Annotated in this window: 18 protein-coding genes; 14 read left to right on the top strand and 4 right to left on the bottom strand. The window is 72.8% G+C overall.

Annotated features, from left to right (window positions below; all coding sequences use genetic code 11):
* Positions 1-3 precede the first annotated feature (3 nt).
* Both ACH5HR_RS01645 and ACH5HR_RS01640 read right to left on the bottom strand, forming a co-directional pair.
* Positions 4-810, bottom strand: a complete 807-nt coding sequence (locus ACH5HR_RS01645; RefSeq protein ID WP_416475904.1) for a glycerophosphodiester phosphodiesterase family protein — start codon at positions 808-810, stop codon at positions 4-6.
* Complete coding sequence (locus ACH5HR_RS01640; RefSeq protein WP_416475903.1) at positions 807-1,802, bottom strand: alpha/beta hydrolase; 996 nt, start codon at positions 1,800-1,802, stop codon at positions 807-809. Before ACH5HR_RS01640 ends, ACH5HR_RS01645 begins: the two co-directional genes overlap by 4 nt.
* A 99-nt stretch (positions 1,803-1,901) precedes the next feature.
* On the opposite strand from ACH5HR_RS01640, the gene ACH5HR_RS01635 reads away from it, so the two are divergent.
* Positions 1,902-3,278, top strand: a complete 1,377-nt coding sequence (locus tag ACH5HR_RS01635) for an MFS transporter (protein WP_416475901.1) — start codon at positions 1,902-1,904, stop codon at positions 3,276-3,278.
* Between the two features lie 52 nt (positions 3,279-3,330).
* Positions 3,331-3,684: an iron chaperone gene (locus tag ACH5HR_RS01630; protein ID WP_416475899.1), complete on the top strand. Its 354-nt coding sequence runs from the start codon at positions 3,331-3,333 to the stop codon at positions 3,682-3,684.
* A gap of 83 nt (positions 3,685-3,767) precedes the next feature.
* On the opposite strand, the gene ACH5HR_RS01625 is transcribed toward ACH5HR_RS01630, so the two are convergent.
* Together ACH5HR_RS01625 and ACH5HR_RS01620 are read right to left on the bottom strand one after the other, a co-directional pair.
* Positions 3,768-5,156: an FAD-binding oxidoreductase gene (locus ACH5HR_RS01625; RefSeq protein ID WP_416475898.1), complete on the bottom strand. Its 1,389-nt coding sequence runs from the start codon at positions 5,154-5,156 to the stop codon at positions 3,768-3,770.
* Between the two features lie 38 nt (positions 5,157-5,194).
* Positions 5,195-6,583, bottom strand: a complete 1,389-nt coding sequence (locus ACH5HR_RS01620) for an MFS transporter (RefSeq protein ID WP_416475897.1) — start codon at positions 6,581-6,583, stop codon at positions 5,195-5,197.
* Between the two features lie 99 nt (positions 6,584-6,682).
* On the opposite strand from ACH5HR_RS01620, the gene ACH5HR_RS01615 reads away from it, so the two are divergent.
* The 12 genes from ACH5HR_RS01615 to pyrF all read left to right on the top strand — a co-directional run bounded on the left by ACH5HR_RS01615 (position 6,683) and on the right by pyrF (position 18,541).
* Positions 6,683-7,147 (top strand): type II 3-dehydroquinate dehydratase, encoded by a 465-nt coding sequence (locus ACH5HR_RS01615; RefSeq protein WP_416475896.1) that lies wholly within the window; start codon positions 6,683-6,685, stop codon positions 7,145-7,147.
* 60 nt (positions 7,148-7,207) lie between these two features.
* Entirely contained in the window at positions 7,208-7,909 is a 702-nt protein-coding gene (locus ACH5HR_RS01610) for a hypothetical protein (RefSeq protein ID WP_416475894.1), read from the top strand.
* Positions 7,910-7,912: 3 nt separating this feature from the next.
* Positions 7,913-8,284 carry a hypothetical protein gene (locus ACH5HR_RS01605; RefSeq protein ID WP_402371754.1) on the top strand — a complete coding sequence of 124 codons (372 nt, stop codon included), beginning with the start codon at positions 7,913-7,915 and terminating at the stop codon, positions 8,282-8,284.
* A gap of 87 nt (positions 8,285-8,371) precedes the next feature.
* Positions 8,372-8,935 (top strand): elongation factor P, encoded by a 564-nt coding sequence (gene efp / locus ACH5HR_RS01600; RefSeq protein ID WP_402371756.1) that lies wholly within the window; start codon positions 8,372-8,374, stop codon positions 8,933-8,935.
* A 1-nt stretch (position 8,936) separates the two neighbouring features.
* Positions 8,937-9,353: a transcription antitermination factor NusB gene (gene nusB / locus ACH5HR_RS01595; RefSeq protein WP_402371758.1), complete on the top strand. Its 417-nt coding sequence runs from the start codon at positions 8,937-8,939 to the stop codon at positions 9,351-9,353.
* Positions 9,354-9,505: 152 nt separating this feature from the next.
* Positions 9,506-10,117, top strand: a complete 612-nt coding sequence (gene pyrR / locus ACH5HR_RS01590) for a bifunctional pyr operon transcriptional regulator/uracil phosphoribosyltransferase PyrR (RefSeq protein WP_402371760.1) — start codon at positions 9,506-9,508, stop codon at positions 10,115-10,117.
* The gene (locus ACH5HR_RS01585) at positions 10,114-11,115 is read left to right on the top strand and encodes an aspartate carbamoyltransferase catalytic subunit (protein WP_402371761.1); all 1,002 of its coding nucleotides are present in this window, start codon (positions 10,114-10,116) and stop codon (positions 11,113-11,115) included. The genes pyrR and ACH5HR_RS01585 overlap by 4 nt, the downstream gene beginning before the upstream one ends.
* A complete protein-coding gene (locus ACH5HR_RS01580; RefSeq protein WP_402371762.1) occupies positions 11,112-12,443 on the top strand; it encodes a dihydroorotase in 1,332 nt (443 codons plus the stop codon). The genes ACH5HR_RS01585 and ACH5HR_RS01580 overlap by 4 nt, the downstream gene beginning before the upstream one ends.
* Positions 12,440-12,994 (top strand): PH-like domain-containing protein, encoded by a 555-nt coding sequence (locus tag ACH5HR_RS01575; RefSeq protein ID WP_416475892.1) that lies wholly within the window; start codon positions 12,440-12,442, stop codon positions 12,992-12,994. Before ACH5HR_RS01580 ends, ACH5HR_RS01575 begins: the two co-directional genes overlap by 4 nt.
* A complete protein-coding gene (gene carA, locus ACH5HR_RS01570; protein ID WP_402371764.1) occupies positions 12,991-14,271 on the top strand; it encodes a glutamine-hydrolyzing carbamoyl-phosphate synthase small subunit in 1,281 nt (426 codons plus the stop codon). Before ACH5HR_RS01575 ends, carA begins: the two co-directional genes overlap by 4 nt.
* Entirely contained in the window at positions 14,271-17,651 is a 3,381-nt protein-coding gene (gene carB, locus ACH5HR_RS01565; RefSeq protein ID WP_416475890.1) for a carbamoyl-phosphate synthase large subunit, read from the top strand. The genes carA and carB overlap by 1 nt, the downstream gene beginning before the upstream one ends.
* Positions 17,648-18,541: an orotidine-5'-phosphate decarboxylase gene (pyrF, locus tag ACH5HR_RS01560; RefSeq protein WP_416475889.1), complete on the top strand. Its 894-nt coding sequence runs from the start codon at positions 17,648-17,650 to the stop codon at positions 18,539-18,541. Before carB ends, pyrF begins: the two co-directional genes overlap by 4 nt.
* The last annotated feature ends 105 nt before the right edge of the window (positions 18,542-18,646 follow it).

Genomic DNA, 18,646 nt, shown 5'->3' with positions numbered 1-18,646 from the left:
CGGTCACCACTGGCCGCGGGCGCGGAGCACGTCGCGCAGCAGGTCGGCACGGTCGGTGACCAGCCCGTCCACCCCCAGGTCGAGCAGCCGGTGCATCTCGGCCGGCTCGTTGACCGTCCAGACGTGCACGGCCCGCCCCGCCCGGTGCGCCGCGGCCACGGTCCGCGCGTCGACGACGGTCACGCGGTCCTCGACCACCGGCACCTGCAGGGCGTCCACCCGCCGCAGCGCGCGTCCCACCACCGGGCGGAGCCCCGCCCGGGCGCCCACCAGGAACCCGATCACCTCACCGCGCCCCGCGCTGGTGGCCACAGGCCGGGACAAGCGATCCAGCGCGGCCCGACGGCGGCGCGGCGAGAAGGACGTGACGCACACGCGGTCGTGGCTCGCCGTCGCCTCGATCGCCGCCACGACCGGTTCGATGCCCGAGTCGCCCTTGATGTCGATGTTGACGCGCAGCCCGGGCCAGGTGCCCAGCACGTCGGTCAGCAGCGGCACCGGCTCCGTGCCACCGATCCGCGCCCGGCGGACCTCGTCCCACGGCAGGTCGGCCACCAGGCCGGAACCGTCGGTGGTGCGGTCCAGGGACTCGTCGTGCAGGGCGACCGCGACGCCGTCGCGCGTGCCGTGGGCGTCGGTCTCCACGTACCGGTAGCCGAGGTCGACGGCCGCCGCGAAGGCCGCCATCGAGTTCTCCAGGTTCTCGTGCCCGTGGGAGAAACCACGGTGCGCCAGAGCCGCGACGGGCGCAGGCCCGGTGCCACCCGGCCTGCCGAAGTACGGGTGCCGGGACGGCAGGGCACCGGTCATGCCGCGACCGCCGGCAGCCGCTCGGCGAGGAACCGTCCGACGGCCTCGAGGTACTGCTGACGGGGACCGTCCGCCGAGAGCGCCAGGTCGTGCACACCGCCGTCGACGACCACCTCCGTCACGTCCGGGCCGAGACGACGCGCGAGCCGAGAGATCTGGCGGGTGTCGAGCACCGTGTCCTGCCGATCGAGACCAGGGTTGTCAGGGCTGTCCGGGCCCGAGGCGGAGGACCGCGCGACCAGCACCGGGCAGGCGATGTCCAGGCCGCGCGCCAGGCGCAGCTGGGCGCGCCGCACCGCACGCAGCCACGCGGCCCGGGCAGGCTGGCCCTCGGGCTTCTTCAAGCGGGTGTCGAACCACCACCGCCCGCCGTTGTCCACGTGCTGGTAGGTGGCATAGATCGAGGGGTGGGTGCTCACGACCGCCAGCGGACGCAACCGGCCGAGCACGCCCAGCACACCGGTGTTGACCTGCCTCGACAGCCACGAGCCCGCCAGGTCCAGGAACGGCGAGTCCAGGACCACGGCGTCCGGCCCGGCCGGTCCCCGCGCGTGCGACCACATCGACGTGGTGAGCGCACCGGTGGAGTGGGCGTGCACCGCCACCGGCAGCCCCGGTTCGGCGGCACGAACCTGCGCCAGCGCCGCGTCCAGGTCACCGCCGAACTCCTGCAGGGACGTGGTGAAGTGCGGCGGGATGCCCGCCTCGGCACCGGCGTCGTCAGCGGCGCGCAGCAACGACCGCCCGGCGCGCCGCAGGTCCACCGCGTAGAAGACGTGCCCCGCCTCGTGGAGGGCCTGGGCCAGGTGGTCCTGGAAGAAGTAGTCGTTGTAGCCGTGCACGTGCAGCACCGCGCCGCGCGGCGCGGCGGGGCCGTCAGCGCGACGCACGAGCGTCGCGGGGCCGAGCCGCGCCGACACGAAACCGTCGAGCAGCAGGTCGGGCTCCCAGTCGAGCTCGTCGGGCGGCGGGACCGGGGGGAGCGCTGGCACGGGGGTACCGTACGCCGCCGACCGCGCTCCGCGCCCTGCGAGCGCGACGACAGCGCGGCGCTACCCGCCGTCCACCTGGATGCGGCAGACTCGGCGCCCATGAGCGACGCCACGCCGACGAAGCCGTCGGACCACGACTCCGCCCACCCGTTCGACGCGCTGCCGCTGGCCGAACGCCGTCGCCGGGTGCGGTCCTGGGCGCTCTGGGACTGGGCGACCCAACCCTTCAACACCGTGGTGCTCACGTTCGTGTTCACCGCGCTGTACCTGACGAAGGACTCGTTCCTGGACCCGGCCGTCGTGGCGCTCGGCGAGGACGCTCCGGCCTACACCAGGGCGCTCGCGGGCCTGACGAGCTCGTTGGGCGCCTGGATCGCGGTGGGCGGGGTCCTGGTCGCGCTGCTCGCGCCGGTGCTGGGACGCCGGGCCGACGTCACCGGCCGACGCAAGGCCTGGCTGGCGGCAGGCACCGTCCTGCTGGTGGTCTGCATGTTCGGTCTCGGGTTCGTCCGTGCCGACCCCGCCTACTTCGTGCTCGGTGCCGTGCTGATCTCGCTGGGCAGCGTGGCCAGCGAGATCGCGGGCGTGAACTACAACGCCATGCTCACCCAGGTCTCGACGCCGCGGACCATCGGCAAGGTCTCGGGCCTCGGCTGGGGCCTCGGGTACGTGGGCGGCATCGTCGCCCTGCTGATCGTCGTCGTCGCGCAGGCGTTCGACTTCTTCGGGATGCCCACCGACGACGGGCTCGGGTACCGGGCGATCGCCGTCGGCTGCGGACTGTGGGCGGTGGCGTTCGCCTGGCCGCTGTTCCGGAACGTCCCCGAGGCGCCGCCCGCGGGCGACCGCGCGAAGGTGGGGTTCTTCGCCGGGTACGTCGAGCTGTGGCACGACGTCGTCAGCCTGTTCCGCACGTCGCGCACCACGTTCTGGTTCCTGCTCGCCAGCGCCGTCTACCGCGACGGCCTGGCCGGGGTGTTCACGTTCGGGGCGATCGTGGCCGCCGTGTCGTTCCGGTTCTCCGACGACCAGGTGATCATCTTCGGCATCGTCGCGAACCTGCTCGCGGGCGCGAGCACGATCGCCGCGGGGCGGCTCGACGACCGCCTCGGGGCGCGCCGGGTCATCCTGTGGTCGCTCGCGGCGCTGGTGGCCTGCGGGACCGTCGTCGTGGCGCTGCAGTCCTTGGGCGGGATCGTGTTCTGGGTCGCCGGACTGGCCCTGACGTGCTTCGTCGGGCCCGCGCAGACGGCCTCGCGGTCGTTCCTGGCCCGGCTGACGCCCACCGGTCAGGAGTCGGAGATCTTCGGCCTCTACGCCACCACCGGTCGCGCGGTGTCGTTCCTGACGCCCGCGCTGTGGGGGATCGTCATCGCCCTGACGGGTGCCACGATCTGGGGCGTACTGGCCATCGTGGCCGTGATCCTCGCCGGCCTGGTGCTCATGCTGGTCGTCACCGACCCGGTCGAGGGCTGAGCGGCTCGCCGTCGGACCGGCGAGCCGCGAGGCGGTCGCCTACGATCGGCGCATGGGTGAGGTCAGCGAGTACGTCGAGTCCCTCGATGAGCCGGAGGCGTCTGCCGTCGGCCGGTTGCTCGCCCGGGCCCACGAGATCGTGCCCGAGGCCGAGGAGGGCACCAGCTACGGCATGCCGGCCCTGCGGTACCGGGACAGCCCTCTGATCAGCGTGATGCGGACCAAGAAGCACGTGAGCGTCTACCCGTTCAGCCCACCCGTGATCGAGGCGCTCGTGACCGACCTGGACGGGTTCCAGGTGACGAAGGGTTCGGTCGGCTTCCGGCCGGACCGTCCGCTGCCCGACGAGGTGGTCGACCGCCTCGTACGGTTGCGTCGGGACGAGATCGACGCGATGCGGTCGTAGCGGCGGTGCCCGCCGTACCGCGCGCGACGCCCCACCGGCCCCGCCGTCCGGGTGCACGTCGGCGGGTGGACCGGCTGGGCGGCTCAGGAGGCCTGAGCCGGTTCGACGTTGAGGTTGCCGCGGAACAGGTTGTTCGGGTCGTACGTCCTCTTCACCGCCGCGAGCCGGCGCCCGGTGTCGCCCGGGTAGACGTCGGCGAGCCGCGCCGGGTCGCCGTCGGGCACGAAGTTGGCGTACGCGCCCGACCGACCGGCCCGCAGCCGGTCGGCGAGGCCGGACATCCAGTCGGCGTGCTCGGCCACCTCGACGGACGTCCGTTCCGCCGCGGCGACGACGCCGGTGATCGCGGCGTCGCGGTGGGCGAAGGCGGTGGCGTCGACCGGGACGTCGGCGACCGCGCCGCCGAGGACCCGCAGCTGCACCGCCCGCATCATGGCGGTGCTCGACTCCAGGGCGGCCAGGAGGTCGGCGGCGGCGGGCTCGTCGAGGTCGTCGGTGAAGAACGAGCGGTTGCGCATCGCCATGGGCGGTCCCTCCGGGCCGACGAGCAGCCCCGGGTACGGGCCGGGAGCGACCATGTCGGCGATCACCCCGCCCGCCTGCTCGCCGAGCGCACGCAGGGGCGCGACGGCCGCCTCGGCGTCGTCGACGTCGCCGGACCAGCAGAGGTTGACCATGGCGATGAGCCTGCCGTGGACCTCCTCGGGCAAGAACGGCATCGGCGGGGCCACCATGACCATGACGATGGCCGCCAGCTCGCGCGGCGCCGCCCGCAGCGTGGAGATGACACCGGCCACGGAGGCCGGTGTCGCCGGCAGGACGAGCGGTCCGCCGACCACGGTGCCGAGCTCGTAGGTGTCGAACGTCAGCTCCGTGACGACACCGAGGTTGCCGCCACCGCCCCGCAGGCCCCAGTACAGGTCGGGGTGCGACTCGGCGGAGGCGACCCGGACCTGACCGTCGGCCGTGACGACCTCGGCCGCGCGGAGCGAGTCGATGGTCATGCCCAGGCGACGGGACAGGAAGCCGACCCCGCCACCGAGCGTGATCCCGGCGACACCGACGGTGCCCGTGTCGCCGAAGGGCGTGACGAGCCCGTGCTCGCTCGTCGCGGTGGTGTAGACGCCGGCCGTGACCCCGCCTCCGGCGGTCGCGGTCCGGGCGGCGCGGTCGACCCGGACCGCGTCGAGGCCGCGGACGTCGAGCACCAGCGCGCCGTCCTCCCGACCGCGCCCGAGGGCCGAGTGCCCGCCAGAACGCACCGCGAGCTCGAGCCCGTGGTCGGCGGCGAAGCGGACGGCGCGGACGACGCCCGCGGTGTCGGTGGGGCGGACGACGGCGCCCGGCACGGCGTCGACACCGCCGAACAGGATCTGGTGCGCGGCGTCGAAGCCGTCGGTCTCCGGGGTCAGCACGTCGGCGGTGCCGTCGAGGGCGGCGCGCAGGGCGGACGGGGTCAGGGAGCTGGACATTACGGACCTCCAGGTCGTTCGGGTGTGGATGGTGCCGGTCAGGACGACCGTGCGGGGGCGGCGTTCTCGTCGTCAGCCTCTGGTGGAGACGTCGAGGGAGCGAGGGCTTTGTGGGCAGGCGGTCGGGTGCGGCCTGCCAGCGCGGCGGCCGTGAGGGCGAGCGTTCCCGCCAGGGCCAGGCAGACGGCGTAGGCCGTGAGCCCCCAGGTGTCGTGCAGTGACCACAGCAGGGCACCGGTACCGCTGAGGGCGGCTGCGGTCGCCAGCGCTTCGGAGACCTGGAGGGCCGACATCGCCAGCCCCTTGCTGCGTGCGGGGGCGAGCTCGAGGGTCAGCATGCTGAGCGTCGGGTAGCAGATCCCCATGCCGAGCCCGGACACGGCCCACGGCACGACGCCGACGGCCACGGGGACGGACGGCACGGCCAGGAGGGCCGCGCCGAGGATGCCCGCTGCGAGCAGCGTGCCACCGAGCCGTAGCCATCCGGTGGGCGTGAGGCCGTGCAGGCCGTGGCCCCGCACCCACGAACCGACCGACCACCCGATGGCACCGAGAGTCAGCACGGTGCCGGCAAGTGCTGGGCTCAGGCCGTGCTCGTGCACCAGCGCGAGGGGCAGGAGCACCTCGGCCCCCATGAAGGCGCCTGCGACCAGTGCGCGGGAGGCCACGACAGCGCCGAGCCCGGCCCCGACGCGCAGCACGCTGCGCACGAGGTCGCCGGCGCGCAGGGCGACATCTTCCGGTGAGGCCGATGCCGTGCCCCCGCCGGCATCACGTTCGGAGCCGTCGGGACCACCGGCACCTGCGTGCGCCGCGGCGAGTCCCGGCCGCAACCAGAGCACCGCGGGCACGGCGAGCACGGGCACGGCCAGGAACACCCAGCGCCAGCCCAGGTGCTCCGTGACGAGACCGGCCACCAGGGGCCCGACGAGGGCGGGCACCACCCATGCGGCGGAGAAGACCGCGAAGACGGCGGGGCGGCGTGCCGTGGGGAAGATCCGAGCCACCAGCACGTAGAGGGTCACGTCCATGACGCCGAACCCGGCTCCCTGCAGGAGCCGCCCTCCGATCACCACCTCCATCGAGGGGGCGAGCCCCACCACGAGCACGCCGGCGACGAACAGTGCGGTTCCCGTCCACAGCGGTGCGGCGGGTCCTGCGCGGTCGGCCCACCGTCCGGCGACGAGCATCCCACCCACGCTCGCGACGGCCGTCGCGGCGAAGCCGTAGGTGTACAGGGGCAGCCCGTCGAGGTCGGCGGCCAGTACCGGCATCGCGGTGGAGACGGCGAGCGCCTCGAACGCGCCGAGCGAGAGCAGCGCGACCATCCCGACCAGGACGGTGCGCTGGGCGCGGGGGTCGAGCATGCCGGGCTCGGGCAGGGAGCGGCGCGAGTCGTCAGCCGCGTGCTCTCCGGTCTCAGTCATGAGTGACAGGATCGAACCTCGAGTCGGGTTGAGGTCAAGAGATGCACGACGTCGTGTCGGGCGGGCGGCCGTCAGCACCGGGTGAGTACGCTCGCGCCCATGACAGTCGACGAAGGTGCCGCACGCGTGATGATCCTCAACGGTCCCAACCTCGGGCGCCTCGGGGTGCGAGAGCCGGAGATCTACGGCCACGCGTCCATGGCCGACCTGGAGCGGGAGGCGGCGCACTGGGGGAGCGACCTGGACCTCGCCGTCCAGGTGCGCCAGACCGACGACGAGTCGACCCTGGTGGGCTGGTTGCACGAGGCCGTGGACACCCGCTCCAACGTTGTGCTCAACCCTGCAGCCTTTACCCACTATAGCTACGCCTTGCGTGACGCCGCCGCGCAGGTGACCACCTCGGGGCTCGTTCTCGTCGAGGTCCACCTGTCGAACCCGGCGTCGCGCGAGTCCTTCCGGCATTACTCCGTCGTCGCGGGCATCGCGACGGGGACCGTGGCAGGGTTCGGTTTCGACTCGTACCGTCTCGCCCTGAGTGCGGTTGCACACAAGGTCAGGGGCTAGAGCGGCGCTGATCAAGCTTCGATCCTTGATAGAGAGCAATCAAGGATGTAACCTTGATGGATGATCGTCCTCACTGTCGACCAGAAGTCGAGTACCACGCGCGGGGACCTCGTGCCCGCCCTCCTCGAGCGCCTGCGGGCGAGGATCTCTGCCGACCGTGGTGCAGATGCCGCCCTCGTCCTGCCCTTCGAGCGGACGGTCGGCGACGAGGTCCAGGGCGTCCTCGCGGCCGACGACGACGGCGCGCGGGTGGCGGTAGGTCTGATCGCCGACCTCCTGCGCGACGGTGGCTGGTCGGTCGGCGTCGGCGTCGGCGGGGTGGACGAGCCCCTGCCCACGAGCTCCCGTGCCGCCGCCGGGCCCGCGTTCGTCCGGGCCCGCGCGGCCGTCGAGGACGCGAAAGGTCGGGGCAGCTCGGCGCCGATCGCCGTCGTCGGCCCCCAGGACGAGCCCGCGGCCACCATCGCGAGGGACGCCCAGGCGCTGCTGCGGCTCCTGGGTGCCGTAGCGGCGCGTCGGTCCGACGCCGGGTGGGAGGCCGTCGATACGCTCGCCGAGCACGAAGGGGTGGATGCCCCGCAACGGGCGACCGCCGCGCGGCTCGGTGTGAGCGAGCAGGCCGTCAGTCAACGGCTGCGGACCGCACTGTGGGCCGAGGAGCTGGCGTCGAGGCCGCTCGCCGGGCGCCTGCTGCGGGCGGCGGACGCCGCAGCGACCGCCGTGGACGACCGTCCGGACGGACCGCACGACGACGAGGAGTGACTGGTGGCGACTGGCCTGGCGATCGCGGGCATCTCGGCAGCCGTGCTGGCCCTGAGCGTGGGGCTCGGCGCATGGCTCGTCCCGCTGGTGCTCCGGCACGCCGAGTCCGGACAGACGGCACGGGCCGAGGCGCTGGCTGTGCTGGGCAACGGCACCTGGCTCGGCCTGCTGGAACGGTTCTCCATCACCGGGACGATCCTGGCCGGCTATCCCGAGGGCGTCGCGGTGGTCGTGGCAGTCAAGGCGCTGGGCCGGTTGCCGGAGCTGCGCGAGCACCCCGTCGCGGGCGAGCGTTTCGTCGTCGGCACCCTCGCGTCCCTGGTGTGGGCGGCGGCACTCGGGCTGGCCGGGCACGCAGTCGTCGGCGCGCTGTAGGATGTTCCGGGCCTATCGTGGGCGCCGCACGCTTTTCCGACAGGCTCACCGCCTGACCCCGAGACACCGCCGAGGACAGACAAGAACGTGGCTACCTCCAACGACATCAAGAACGGCACCGTGCTGCGCATCGACGGGCAGCTGTGGTCGATCCTCGAGTTCCAGCACGTCAAGCCGGGCAAGGGGGGCGCGTTCGTCCGGACCAAGATGAAGAACGTGCTCTCGGGCAAGGTCGTCGACAAGACGTTCAACGCGGGCACCAAGGTCGAGACGGCGAACGTCGACCGTCGCGACTTCCAGTACCTGTACATGGACGGCACCGACTTCGTGTTCATGGACACCGACACCTACGACCAGATCATGGTGCCGGCCGCCACCGTCGGTGACGCCAAGGACTACATGCTCGAGGGCATGAGCATCATGATCGCGTCGAACGAGGGCCAGCCCCTCTACGTCGAGCTGCCGTCGTCCGTCGTGCTCGAGATCACCTACACCGAGCCGGGGCTCCAGGGCGACCGTTCCACGGGCGGCACCAAGCCGGCGACCCTCGAGACGGGCGCGGAGATCCAGGTGCCGCTGTTCCTCGACCAGGGCACCAAGGTCAAGGTCGACACCCGTGACGGTTCGTATCTCGGCCGTGTGAACGACTGACATGGCCTCCCGCACCAAGGCCCGCAAGCGGGCCGCCGACATCCTCTTCGAGTCGGAGGCACGGGGTGTCGACCCGCTCGTGCTGCTGCAGGACCGCGTCCTCGAGCCGCACGCCGAAGCCTCGGTGCCGCAGTACACCGTCGACCTCGTCGAGGGTGTCGTCGCGCACCGGGAGCGCATCGACGAGCTGCTCGAGACCTACTCGCGCGGGTGGACGATCGCCCGGATGCCAGCGGTCGACCGCGCGCTGCTGCGGGTGGGGACGTTCGAGCTGATCTTCAACGACGACATCCCGGACGCCGTCGCGGTGGACGAGGCCGTGGACCTGGCCCACGAGCTGTCGACCGACGACTCTCCGGCCTTCGTCAACGGCCTCCTGGGGCGCCTCCTCGAGATCAAGCCGACCCTGCTCGCCTGACGGGCGCGGAGCTCGGCGTGCCGGGGACGCCGGTGTGACGCAGCCGACGACCACATGCTGGTCGTCGGCTGCCTCGTCCCCGGACCAGCGGGTTACAGTGAGCGGGACAGACCCCCTTTAACACCGTCCTGTGAGGCGGAGAAGGAGTCCCGTTGAGCTCTGGTCCTGCCCTGCCCGCAGACTCTGACCCGGACGGTACGACCGTCCTCGGCGCGAGCGACGTCGCCCGCGCGCTGACCCGCATCGCCCACGAGATCGTCGAGCGGGCCCGAGGGGTGGACGACCTCGTCCTCCTCGGCATCCCGACCCGCGGCGTGACCCTCGCCCGGCGACTGGCCGAGCGGCTCGCCCAGATCGACCCGGCCTTCGACGTCGACGCCCGCGTCGGCGAGCTGGACGTCACGATGTACCGCGACGACCTGCGACGCCAGCCCACCCGTGCCGTCGGCGTCACGCGCCTTCCTGCGGCAGGCATCGAGAACAGGACGGTCGTGCTCGTGGACGACGTGCTCTTCTCCGGACGCACCATCCGTGCCGCCCTCGACGCGCTCGGCGACCTCGGCCGGCCGCGGGCGGTGCGGCTCGCCTGCCTCGTCGACCGCGGCCACCGCGAGGTCCCGATCCGTCCCGACTTCGTCGGCAAGAACCTGCCGACCGCCCAGAACGAGCGCGTGCGAGTACGCCTCGCCGAGGTCGACGACGTCGCAGACGCCGTGGTGATCGCCGGCCGGGACGACGCGGCGGGCAAGGAGTCGGCGCGATGAAGCACCTGCTGTCCACCGCGGACCTGTCCAAGGAGGAGGCCGTCGGGCTCCTCGACACCGCGGCCCAGATGGCCGCGACCCAGTCGCGGGAGATCAAGAAGCTGCCCACGCTGCGGGGACGGACCGTCGTCAACCTCTTCTTCGAGGACTCCACCCGCACGCGCATCTCGTTCGAGACGGCCGCCAAGCGGCTGAGCGCCGACGTCATCAACTTCTCCGCCAAGGGCTCCAGCGTGTCCAAGGGCGAGTCGCTCAAGGACACCGCGCTGACGCTGCACGCGATGGGTGCCGACGCCGTCGTCGTGCGCCACTGGGCGTCCGGCGCGCCCTACCAGCTGGCGCACGCCGGCTGGCTCGACGCCGCGGTGCTCAACGCGGGCGACGGCATGCACATGCATCCCACCCAGGCGCTGCTGGACGCCTACACGATCCGCCGCCACCTCGCGGCACGCGGCTCGGGCCTGGCGGGCGACGGCGGTGACGGGGTCGGCGCGGACCTCTCGGGCCTGCGGGTCGCCATCGTGGGGGACGTGCTCCACTCGCGGGTGGCGCGTGCCAACGTCGCGCTGCTGCGCACCCTCGGTGCCGAGGTGACGCTCGTCGCCCCGCCCACGCTGGTGCCCGTCGGGGTCGGGGCCTGGCCGTGCCGCACCTCGTACGACCTCGACGCCACCCTCGACGAGTGGCGCCCCGACGCGGTGATGATGCTGCGGGTCCAGCGTGAACGGATGTCCGGCGGCTCCGGGTCGTTCTTCCCCAGCCCGCTGGAGTACAGCCGCTACTACGGCCTGGACGCACGCCGGCTGGCGCGGCTCGCCGACCACGCCATCGTCATGCACCCCGGTCCGATGAACCGTGGCCTGGAGATCTCGGCCGAGGCCGCCGACTCCGACAAGGCCGTGATCGTCGAGCAGGTCGCCAACGGCATCGCCGTGCGCATGGCGGCCCTCTACCTGCTGATGGCCGGCGACAGCTCGGCAGAAGGGAACGACCTGTGAGCACCGACCCCACCACGTACGTCCTGCGGGGCGCGCGTCCCCTCGACGGAGACGCGGTCGACGTCGTCCTGGCCGACGGTGTCGTCACCGAGATCACCGCGGCGGGCACCGCCACGGTCCAGGGTGCGACGGTGGTCGACGCCGTCGACCACGTCCTCCTTCCCGGGCTCGTCGACCTGCACACCCACCTGCGTGAGCCGGGGCGCGAGGACGCCGAGACGGTGGCCTCGGGGACCCGGGCGGCCGCCGTCGGGGGCTTCACCGCGGTGCACGCGATGGCCAACACCTCCCCGGTCGCGGACACCGCCGGCGTCGTCGAGCAGGTGCACCGCCTCGGCGAGCAGGCCGGCTGGGCCGACGTCCACCCGGTCGGTGCCGTGACCGTCGGTCTCGACGGCGTGCGGCTGGCCGAGCTGGGGGCCATGGCGGACTCCGCGGCGCGCGTCCGCGTCTTCTCCGACGACGGCAAGTGCGTGCACGACCCGGTCCTGATGCGCCGGGCGCTGGAGTACGTCAAGGCGTTCGACGGCGTGGTGGCGCAGCACGCCCAGGAACCCCGCCTCACCGAGGGCGCCCAGATGAACGAGGGGGTCGTCTCCTCCCAGGTCGGCCTGACCGGCTGGCCCGCCGTCGCCGAGGAGGCGATCATCGCCCGTGACGTGCTCCTCGCCGAGCACGTCGGCTCCCGCCTGCACGTGTGCCACCTGTCCACGGCCGGCTCGGTCGAGATCATCCGGTGGGCGAAGTCACGCGGGATCGACGTCACGGCAGAGGTCACGCCGCACCACCTGGTCCTCACCGACGAGCTGGCCCGCACCTACGACCCCACCTTCAAGGTCAACCCCCCGCTGCGCACGGCGGCCGACGTCGAGGCGGTGCGACAGGGCCTGGCCGACGGCACGATCGACATCGTGGCGACCGACCACGCACCCCACACGCGCGAGGACAAGGACTGCGAGTGGGGCGCCGCGGCGTTCGGCATGACCGGTCTGGAGACCGCGCTGAGCGTGGTCCAGCAGACCATGGTGGACACGGGCCGGCTGACCTGGGCGGACGTCGCCCGGGTGCTCTCCGCCAACCCTGCCCGCATCGGCCGGGTCGAGGCCACGCAGGGACGGCCGATCGCGGTCGGCGAGCCCGCCAACCTCACCCTCGTCGACCCGGCGGCGACGCGCACGGTCGACGGCGCCGAGCAGGCGACCGCCAGCGGCAACACCCCGTTCCGTGGGCGCGAGCTGCCCGGCCGGGTCGTGGCCACCTTCCTGCGGGGACGGGCCACCGTGCTCGACGGGGCACCGGTCGACGCCGACGTGGTGGGTGCGCGATGAACCTGCCGATGCCCGTGGCGGTCGGGATCTGGATCGTGCTCGGCCTGGCGCTGCTGCTGCTCGTGCTGACCGGTCGGCGCCGGATCGCCGCGCGCACGAGGCACCTCGTGCCGAGGCCTCCCGAGGTGCCTGGTGCGGACGGCGAGCTCGGCGCGCTCCGGCTCGGCCCCCTCGAGGCGACCTACGTCTCCAGCACCCTGGCGGGCGACTGGCTCGCCCGCGTGGGGACCCACGGTCTCGGCGATCGCAGCGCGGCCGAGGTGACGGTCCTCGACGGCGGCATCGTCGTCGACCGCGACGGCAACCCGCCGCTGCTCGTCCCGGCGGCCACGCTCTTCGACGTCGGCACCGCCCCCGGCATGGCCGGCAAGTACGTCGGCGGTGACGGGCTGGTCGTCCTGACCTGGTCCGTGCCGTCCGACGGCGAGACCGACGCGACGCTGCTCGACACCGGGCTGCGTCCGCGCTACACGGCCGACAGGGCGCGGCTCGTCGAGGCGGCCAGCTCCCTCATCACCCCGTCCACCCCGAGCACGAAGGACACGAAGTGACCTCCAGCACCAGCACCGACCCGGCGGTCCTCGTCCTCGAGGACGGCACGGTCGCCCGCGGCGTCGCCTACGGCGCACGCGGCACCACCGTCGGCGAGATCGTCTTCTCCACCGGGATGACCGGCTACCAGGAGACGCTGACCGACCCGTCGTACCACCGCCAGATCGTCGTGATGACGGCCCCGCACGTGGGCAACACCGGTGTGAACGACGACGACCCCGAGTCCCACCGGATCTGGGTCGCGGGCTACGTCCTGCGCGACCCGGCACGACGCACCTCGAGCTGGCGCTCGCGCGGCGACCTGGCCGACGAGCTCGCCGAGCAGGGTGTCGTCGGGATCGCCGAGGTCGACACCCGGTTCGTGACCCGTCACCTGCGCGAGCGCGGCGTGATGCGCGCCGGGATCTTCTCCGGCGACGACCTGCTGCGCGACGGCGTCGAGCGTGCCGTCGACGACCTCGTCGCGCAGGTGCAGGACGCGCCGCCGATGGCGGGCGCAGACCTCGCCCGCGAGGTCACGACCCCCGAGGCCTACACGGTGGAGCCACGCGGCCTGCCCGAGGGGTCGGACGCGGTCGCGACCGTCGTGGCCGTCGACCTGGGGATGAAGTCGATGACACCGGCGCGGCTGGCTGAGCGCGGCGTGCGCGTGCACGTGGTGCCGCAGTCGATCACCATCGCCGAGGTGGAGGCGCTGCTGCCTGCCGGGAGCCCGGTCGGCGTGTTCTTCTCGAACGGCCCGGGCGACCCGTCGGCGGCGACCGCCGAGATCGACCTCCTGCGCCAGGTCCTCGACCGGCGGATCCCGTTCTTCGGCATCTGCTTCGGCAACCAGCTCTTCGGCCGGGCGCTGGGCTACGGCACCTACAAGCTCGGCTACGGTCACCGCGGCATCAACCAGCCCGTGATGGACCGGACCACCGCCAAGGTGGAGGTGACCGCCCAGAACCACGGGTTCGCCGTCGACGCCCCGCTGGACGCGGTGAGCACCGCGCCCTACGACCTGGAGCGAGACGACCAGGGCGCCGAAGGAGCCCGGTACGGCCGCGTGATCGTGTCCCACGTGGGTCTCAACGACCAGGTGGTCGAGGGACTCACCGCGCTCGACCTGCCGGCCTTCTCGGTGCAGTACCACCCGGAGGCCGCTGCCGGACCGCACGACAGCGCCTACCTGTTCGACCGTTTCGTCGAGCTCATGACCACCCGCGAGCCCGTGACCGTGCCTGCCAGCGCCCTCGCGCTGCTGGCCGGCGGCTCCGGCGACAAGGAGAACTGATGCCCCGCCGTTCCGACCTGACCTCCGTCCTGGTCATCGGGTCCGGCCCGATCGTCATCGGCCAGGCCTGCGAGTTCGACTACTCCGGCACGCAGGCCTGCCGCGTGCTGCGGGAGGAGGGCCTGCGGGTCGTCCTGGTCAACTCCAACCCGGCCACGATCATGACCGACCCCGAGTTCGCCGACGCCACGTACGTCGAACCGATCACCCGGGAGGTCCTGACCACCATCATCGCCAAGGAGCGGCCCGACGCGCTGCTGCCCACCCTCGGCGGCCAGACGGCCCTCAACGCGGCGATCGAGCTGCACGAGGCCGGCGTCCTGGACGAGTACGGCGTGGAGCTGATCGGCGCCAACATCGCGGCCATCCGCAAGGGCGAGGACCGCGAGGAGTTCAAGGGCGTCGTCGAGCTGTGCGGCGGCGAGTCGGCCCGCTCGAAGATCATCCACACGGTCGACGAGGCCGTCGTGGCGGCGGACGACCTCGGGTACCCGATGGTCGTGCGCCCGTCGTTCACGATGGGCGGCCTCGGGTCCGGCCTGGCCTACGACGAGTCCGACCTGCGCCGGATCGTCGGTCAGGGGCTGCACTACTCGCCGACCACCGAGGTGCTCCTGGAGGAGTCGATCCTCGGCTGGAAGGAGTACGAGCTCGAGCTCATGCGCGACAAGGACGACAACGTCGTCGTGGTGTGCTCCATCGAGAACGTCGACCCCGTCGGCGTGCACACGGGCGACTCGGTCACGGTCGCCCCCGCGATGACGCTGACCGACCGCGAGTACCAGAACCTGCGCGACATCGGCATCGCCGTCATCCGTGAGGTCGGCGTCGACACCGGCGGCTGCAACATCCAGTTCGCGGTGGACCCCGAGTCCGGGCGCGTCATCGTCATCGAGATGAACCCGCGCGTGTCGCGCTCGTCGGCCCTGGCGTCCAAGGCCACCGGCTTCCCGATCGCGAAGATCGCCGCGAAGCTGGCCGTCGGCTACACGCTCGACGAGATCCCGAACGACATCACGGGGGTCACTCCGGCGAGCTTCGAGCCCACCCTGGACTACGTGGTGGTCAAGGTGCCGCGCTTCGCGTTCGAGAAGTTCCCGGCCGCGGACGACACGCTGACGACCACGATGAAGTCGGTGGGCGAGGCGATGGCCCTGGGCCGCAACTTCACCGAGGCGCTCGGCAAGGCGCTGCGCAGCATCGACAAGGGCGGCGTCGACTTCCACTGGCAGGGCGCGGCGCCGTCCGGTGACGCGCTGGCCGAGCTGCTCGCCGACATCGCACGGCCGACCGAGCAGCGGCTCGTGGGAGTCCAGCAGGCGCTGCGTTCCGTCGTCGCGGGCCACGCCACGCTCGAGCAGGTCTTCGACGCCACGAAGATCGACCCGTGGTTCCTCGACCAGATCCTGCTGATGAACGAGGTGGCCGAGGAGACCGCTGCGTCGCAGACGCTGACGACGGACGTGCTGCGCCGGGCCAAGCGGCACGGGCTGTCCGACGTCCAGGTCGCGCAGCTGCGCAAGATGGGGCCGGGCGGCGAGGCCGCGGTGCGCGAGGCACGGCACGGGCTCGGGGTCCGTCCCGTGTACAAGACGGTGGACACCTGCGCGGCCGAGTTCGCCGCCACCACCCCGTACCACTACTCGTCCTACGACACGGAGACGGAGGTCGCACCGCGCGAGCGCGAGGCGGTCATCATCCTGGGCTCGGGGCCGAACCGGATCGGGCAGGGCATCGAGTTCGACTACTCGTGCGTGCACGCGGCGCTGACGCTCAAGGACGAGTACGAGACCGTCATGGTCAACTGCAACCCCGAGACGGTCTCGACGGACTACGACACCTCGGACCGGCTCTACTTCGAGCCGCTCACCCTCGAGGACGTCCTGGAGGTCTACGCCGCCGAGCTTGCCGCGGGACCGGTCAAGGGCATCATCGTCCAGCTCGGCGGCCAGACGCCGCTGGGCCTGGCGCAGCGCCTCGCGGACGCCGGCCTGCCGATCCTCGGCACGACGCCCGAGGCGATCGACGCCGCCGAGGACCGTGGGCTCTTCGGCCAGGTCCTGGCCGACGCCGGTCTGCCCGCACCCGCGTTCGGCACCGCCCGGTCGCTGGGACAGGCCCAGGAGGTCGCCGAGCGGATCGGCTACCCCGTCCTCGTGCGTCCGTCCTACGTGCTCGGCGGCCGTGGGATGGAGATCGTGTACTCCGCCGAGCAGCTCACCGGCTACGTCGAGCGAGCGCTGGCGGACGCCGCCACGGTGGCCGCGGCGAAGGCACCGGGCACGCTGCCCGCGCCGCTGCTCATCGACCGCTTCCTCGACGACGCGATGGAGATCGACGTCGACGCCCTGTTCGACGGCGAGGAGCTCTTCCTCGGCGGCGTCATGGAGCACATCGAGGAGGCGGGCATCCACTCGGGCGACTCCGCCTGCGTGCTGCCTCCCGTCTCGCTGAGCGAGTCCGAGATCGAGCGGATCCGTCGCTCCACCGAGGCGATCGCGCGCGGCGTCGGGGTGCGCGGCCTGCTCAACGTCCAGTACGCGCTCGTCTCGGACGTCCTCTACGTCCTCGAGGCGAACCCGCGCGCCTCGAGGACGGTGCCCTTCGTCTCGAAGGCGACCGGGGCGTCGCTGGCCAAGGCTGCCGCCCGGGTCATGGTGGGCGAGTCGATCGCCGACCTGCGGGCCGAGGGCATCCTGCCGGCGGTGGGCGACGGCGGCACGCTCGATCTGGGTGCGCCGCTCGCGGTCAAGGAGGCGGTGCTGCCGTTCAAGCGGTTCCGGACCGCCGACGGGCAGGTGGTGGACACGGTGCTCGGGCCGGAGATGCGTTCCACGGGCGAGGTCATGGGCTTCGACAAGGACTTCCCGCACGCGTTCGCCAAGTCGCAGGCCGCGGCGTTCGGCGGTCTGCCGACGTCGGGCACGGTGTTCGTCTCGGTGGCCGACCGCGACAAGCGGTCGATCGTGTTCCCGGTCAAGCGCCTGGCGGACATCGGCTTCGAGATCCTCGCGACGGCGGGCACGGCCCAGGTGCTGGCACGCAATGGCATCGAGGCGACGACGGTGCGCAAGCACTCCGACGGTGCCGGCCCGGGCGGCGAGCCGACGGTGGTCGACCTCATCAGCGAGGGAAGGGTGGACCTCGTGGTCAACTCCCCGTCGGGCCAGGGCGCGCGGGCCGACGGCTACGAGATCCGGGCGGCCACGACCGCGGCGGACAAGCCGATGGCCACCACGGTGGACCAGCTGGCCGCGGCGGTGCAGGCCATCGAGGCGGTCAGGGGCGGGCCCTTCGCCGTGGCGAGCCTGCAGGAGCACGACGCGGCGGCGCAGGTGCGCCGTGGGCTCGACGGGGCGGTCGCCGGGGCCGGGGCGTGAGCGCCGCGAGCGTGCCGCGTGCCGCGCGGCTCCCGTTCGGGGCCCGGCTCGCGGCCGCGATGGACGAGCTCGGCCCGTTGTGCGTGGGGATCGACCCGCACCCGTCGTTGCTGGCCGACTGGGGGCTGCCCGACGACGCCGAGGGCGTGCGTCGGTTCGGCCTGCGCGTCGTCGAGGCGCTGGGCGGCCACGTGGCGGCGCTCAAGCCGCAGGCGGCGTTCTTCGAGCGGCACGGTTCCCCGGGGGTGGCCGCCCTCGAGGAGGTGGTCGCCGCCGCGCGGACGGCGGGCACGCTGACGATCGTGGACGCCAAGCGCGGTGACATCGGCTCGACGATGGGCGGGTACGCCGAGGCGTTCCTCGCCGACGGCTCCGCGCTCGCCGGTGACGCGGTGACGCTCTCGCCGTACCTCGGCTTCGGGTCCCTGGCCCCCGCGGCGGATCTTGCGGCGGCCACGGGCCGGGGCATCTTCGTGCTGTGCCTGACCTCGAACGCGGAGGGTCACGAGGTGCAGCACGCCGTCGGTCCGGACGGGGTCAGCGTCGCGGCGAACGTCGCGGCCCAGGCGTCGGCGCTCAACGCCCCGGCGGTGTCGGCCGGTCTGCCGATGGGTTCTGTCGGCCTGGTGGTCGGCGCGACGATCGGCGACGCGGCGCGGCGCACCGGGGCCGACCTCGAGGCGGTCGGCGGCCCGCTGCTCGCCCCGGGCGTCGGAGCCCAGGGAGCGGGGGAGCGTGAGCTGGCCGACGTGTTCGGTGCGGTGCGCCGCAACGTGCTCGCCTCGTCCTCGCGCGGGGTCCTTGCGGCGGGTCCCGACCCGACGGCGTTGCTGCGTGCCGCGCAGCGGTCGACGGCGGAGGTCCGGGCGGCGCTGCGCCCGCGGCCCTGACCGGCGGTGATGTCGGAAGAGTCACACGGCACGCCCGGTTCGCCGCGTTTGAGTCGCTATGCGGGGTGGAATCTGGCGTTCGTCGCGCCGCAGGAGGCCCCAGCG

Source organism: Isoptericola maris (genome assembly GCF_048065335.1).
GTDB lineage: Bacteria > Actinomycetota > Actinomycetes > Actinomycetales > Cellulomonadaceae > Isoptericola > Isoptericola rhizosphaerae.
Note: the sequence above shows the minus strand (reverse complement) of the source record. Positions and strands in the feature narration are given on the sequence as shown.

Bases quoted from the DNA above. Each gene is read 5' to 3' on its own strand.
- ACH5HR_RS01645 (WP_416475904.1), bottom strand. From the start codon at position 810: ATGACCGGTGCCCTGCCGTCCCGGCACCCGTACTTCGGCAGGCCGGGT.
- ACH5HR_RS01635 (WP_416475901.1), top strand. From the start codon at position 1,902: ATGAGCGACGCCACGCCGACGAAGCCGTCGGACCACGACTCCGCCCAC.
- ACH5HR_RS01630 (WP_416475899.1), top strand. From the start codon at position 3,331: ATGGGTGAGGTCAGCGAGTACGTCGAGTCCCTCGATGAGCCGGAGGCG.
- ACH5HR_RS01625 (WP_416475898.1), bottom strand. From the start codon at position 5,156: ATGTCCAGCTCCCTGACCCCGTCCGCCCTGCGCGCCGCCCTCGACGGC.
- ACH5HR_RS01620 (WP_416475897.1), bottom strand. From the start codon at position 6,583: ATGACTGAGACCGGAGAGCACGCGGCTGACGACTCGCGCCGCTCCCTG.
- ACH5HR_RS01615 (WP_416475896.1), top strand. From the start codon at position 6,683: ATGACAGTCGACGAAGGTGCCGCACGCGTGATGATCCTCAACGGTCCC.
- ACH5HR_RS01610 (WP_416475894.1), top strand. From the start codon at position 7,208: ATGATCGTCCTCACTGTCGACCAGAAGTCGAGTACCACGCGCGGGGAC.
- nusB (WP_402371758.1), top strand. From the start codon at position 8,937: ATGGCCTCCCGCACCAAGGCCCGCAAGCGGGCCGCCGACATCCTCTTC.
- ACH5HR_RS01585 (WP_402371761.1), top strand. From the start codon at position 10,114: ATGAAGCACCTGCTGTCCACCGCGGACCTGTCCAAGGAGGAGGCCGTC.
- ACH5HR_RS01575 (WP_416475892.1), top strand. From the start codon at position 12,440: ATGAACCTGCCGATGCCCGTGGCGGTCGGGATCTGGATCGTGCTCGGC.
- carB (WP_416475890.1), top strand. From the start codon at position 14,271: ATGCCCCGCCGTTCCGACCTGACCTCCGTCCTGGTCATCGGGTCCGGC.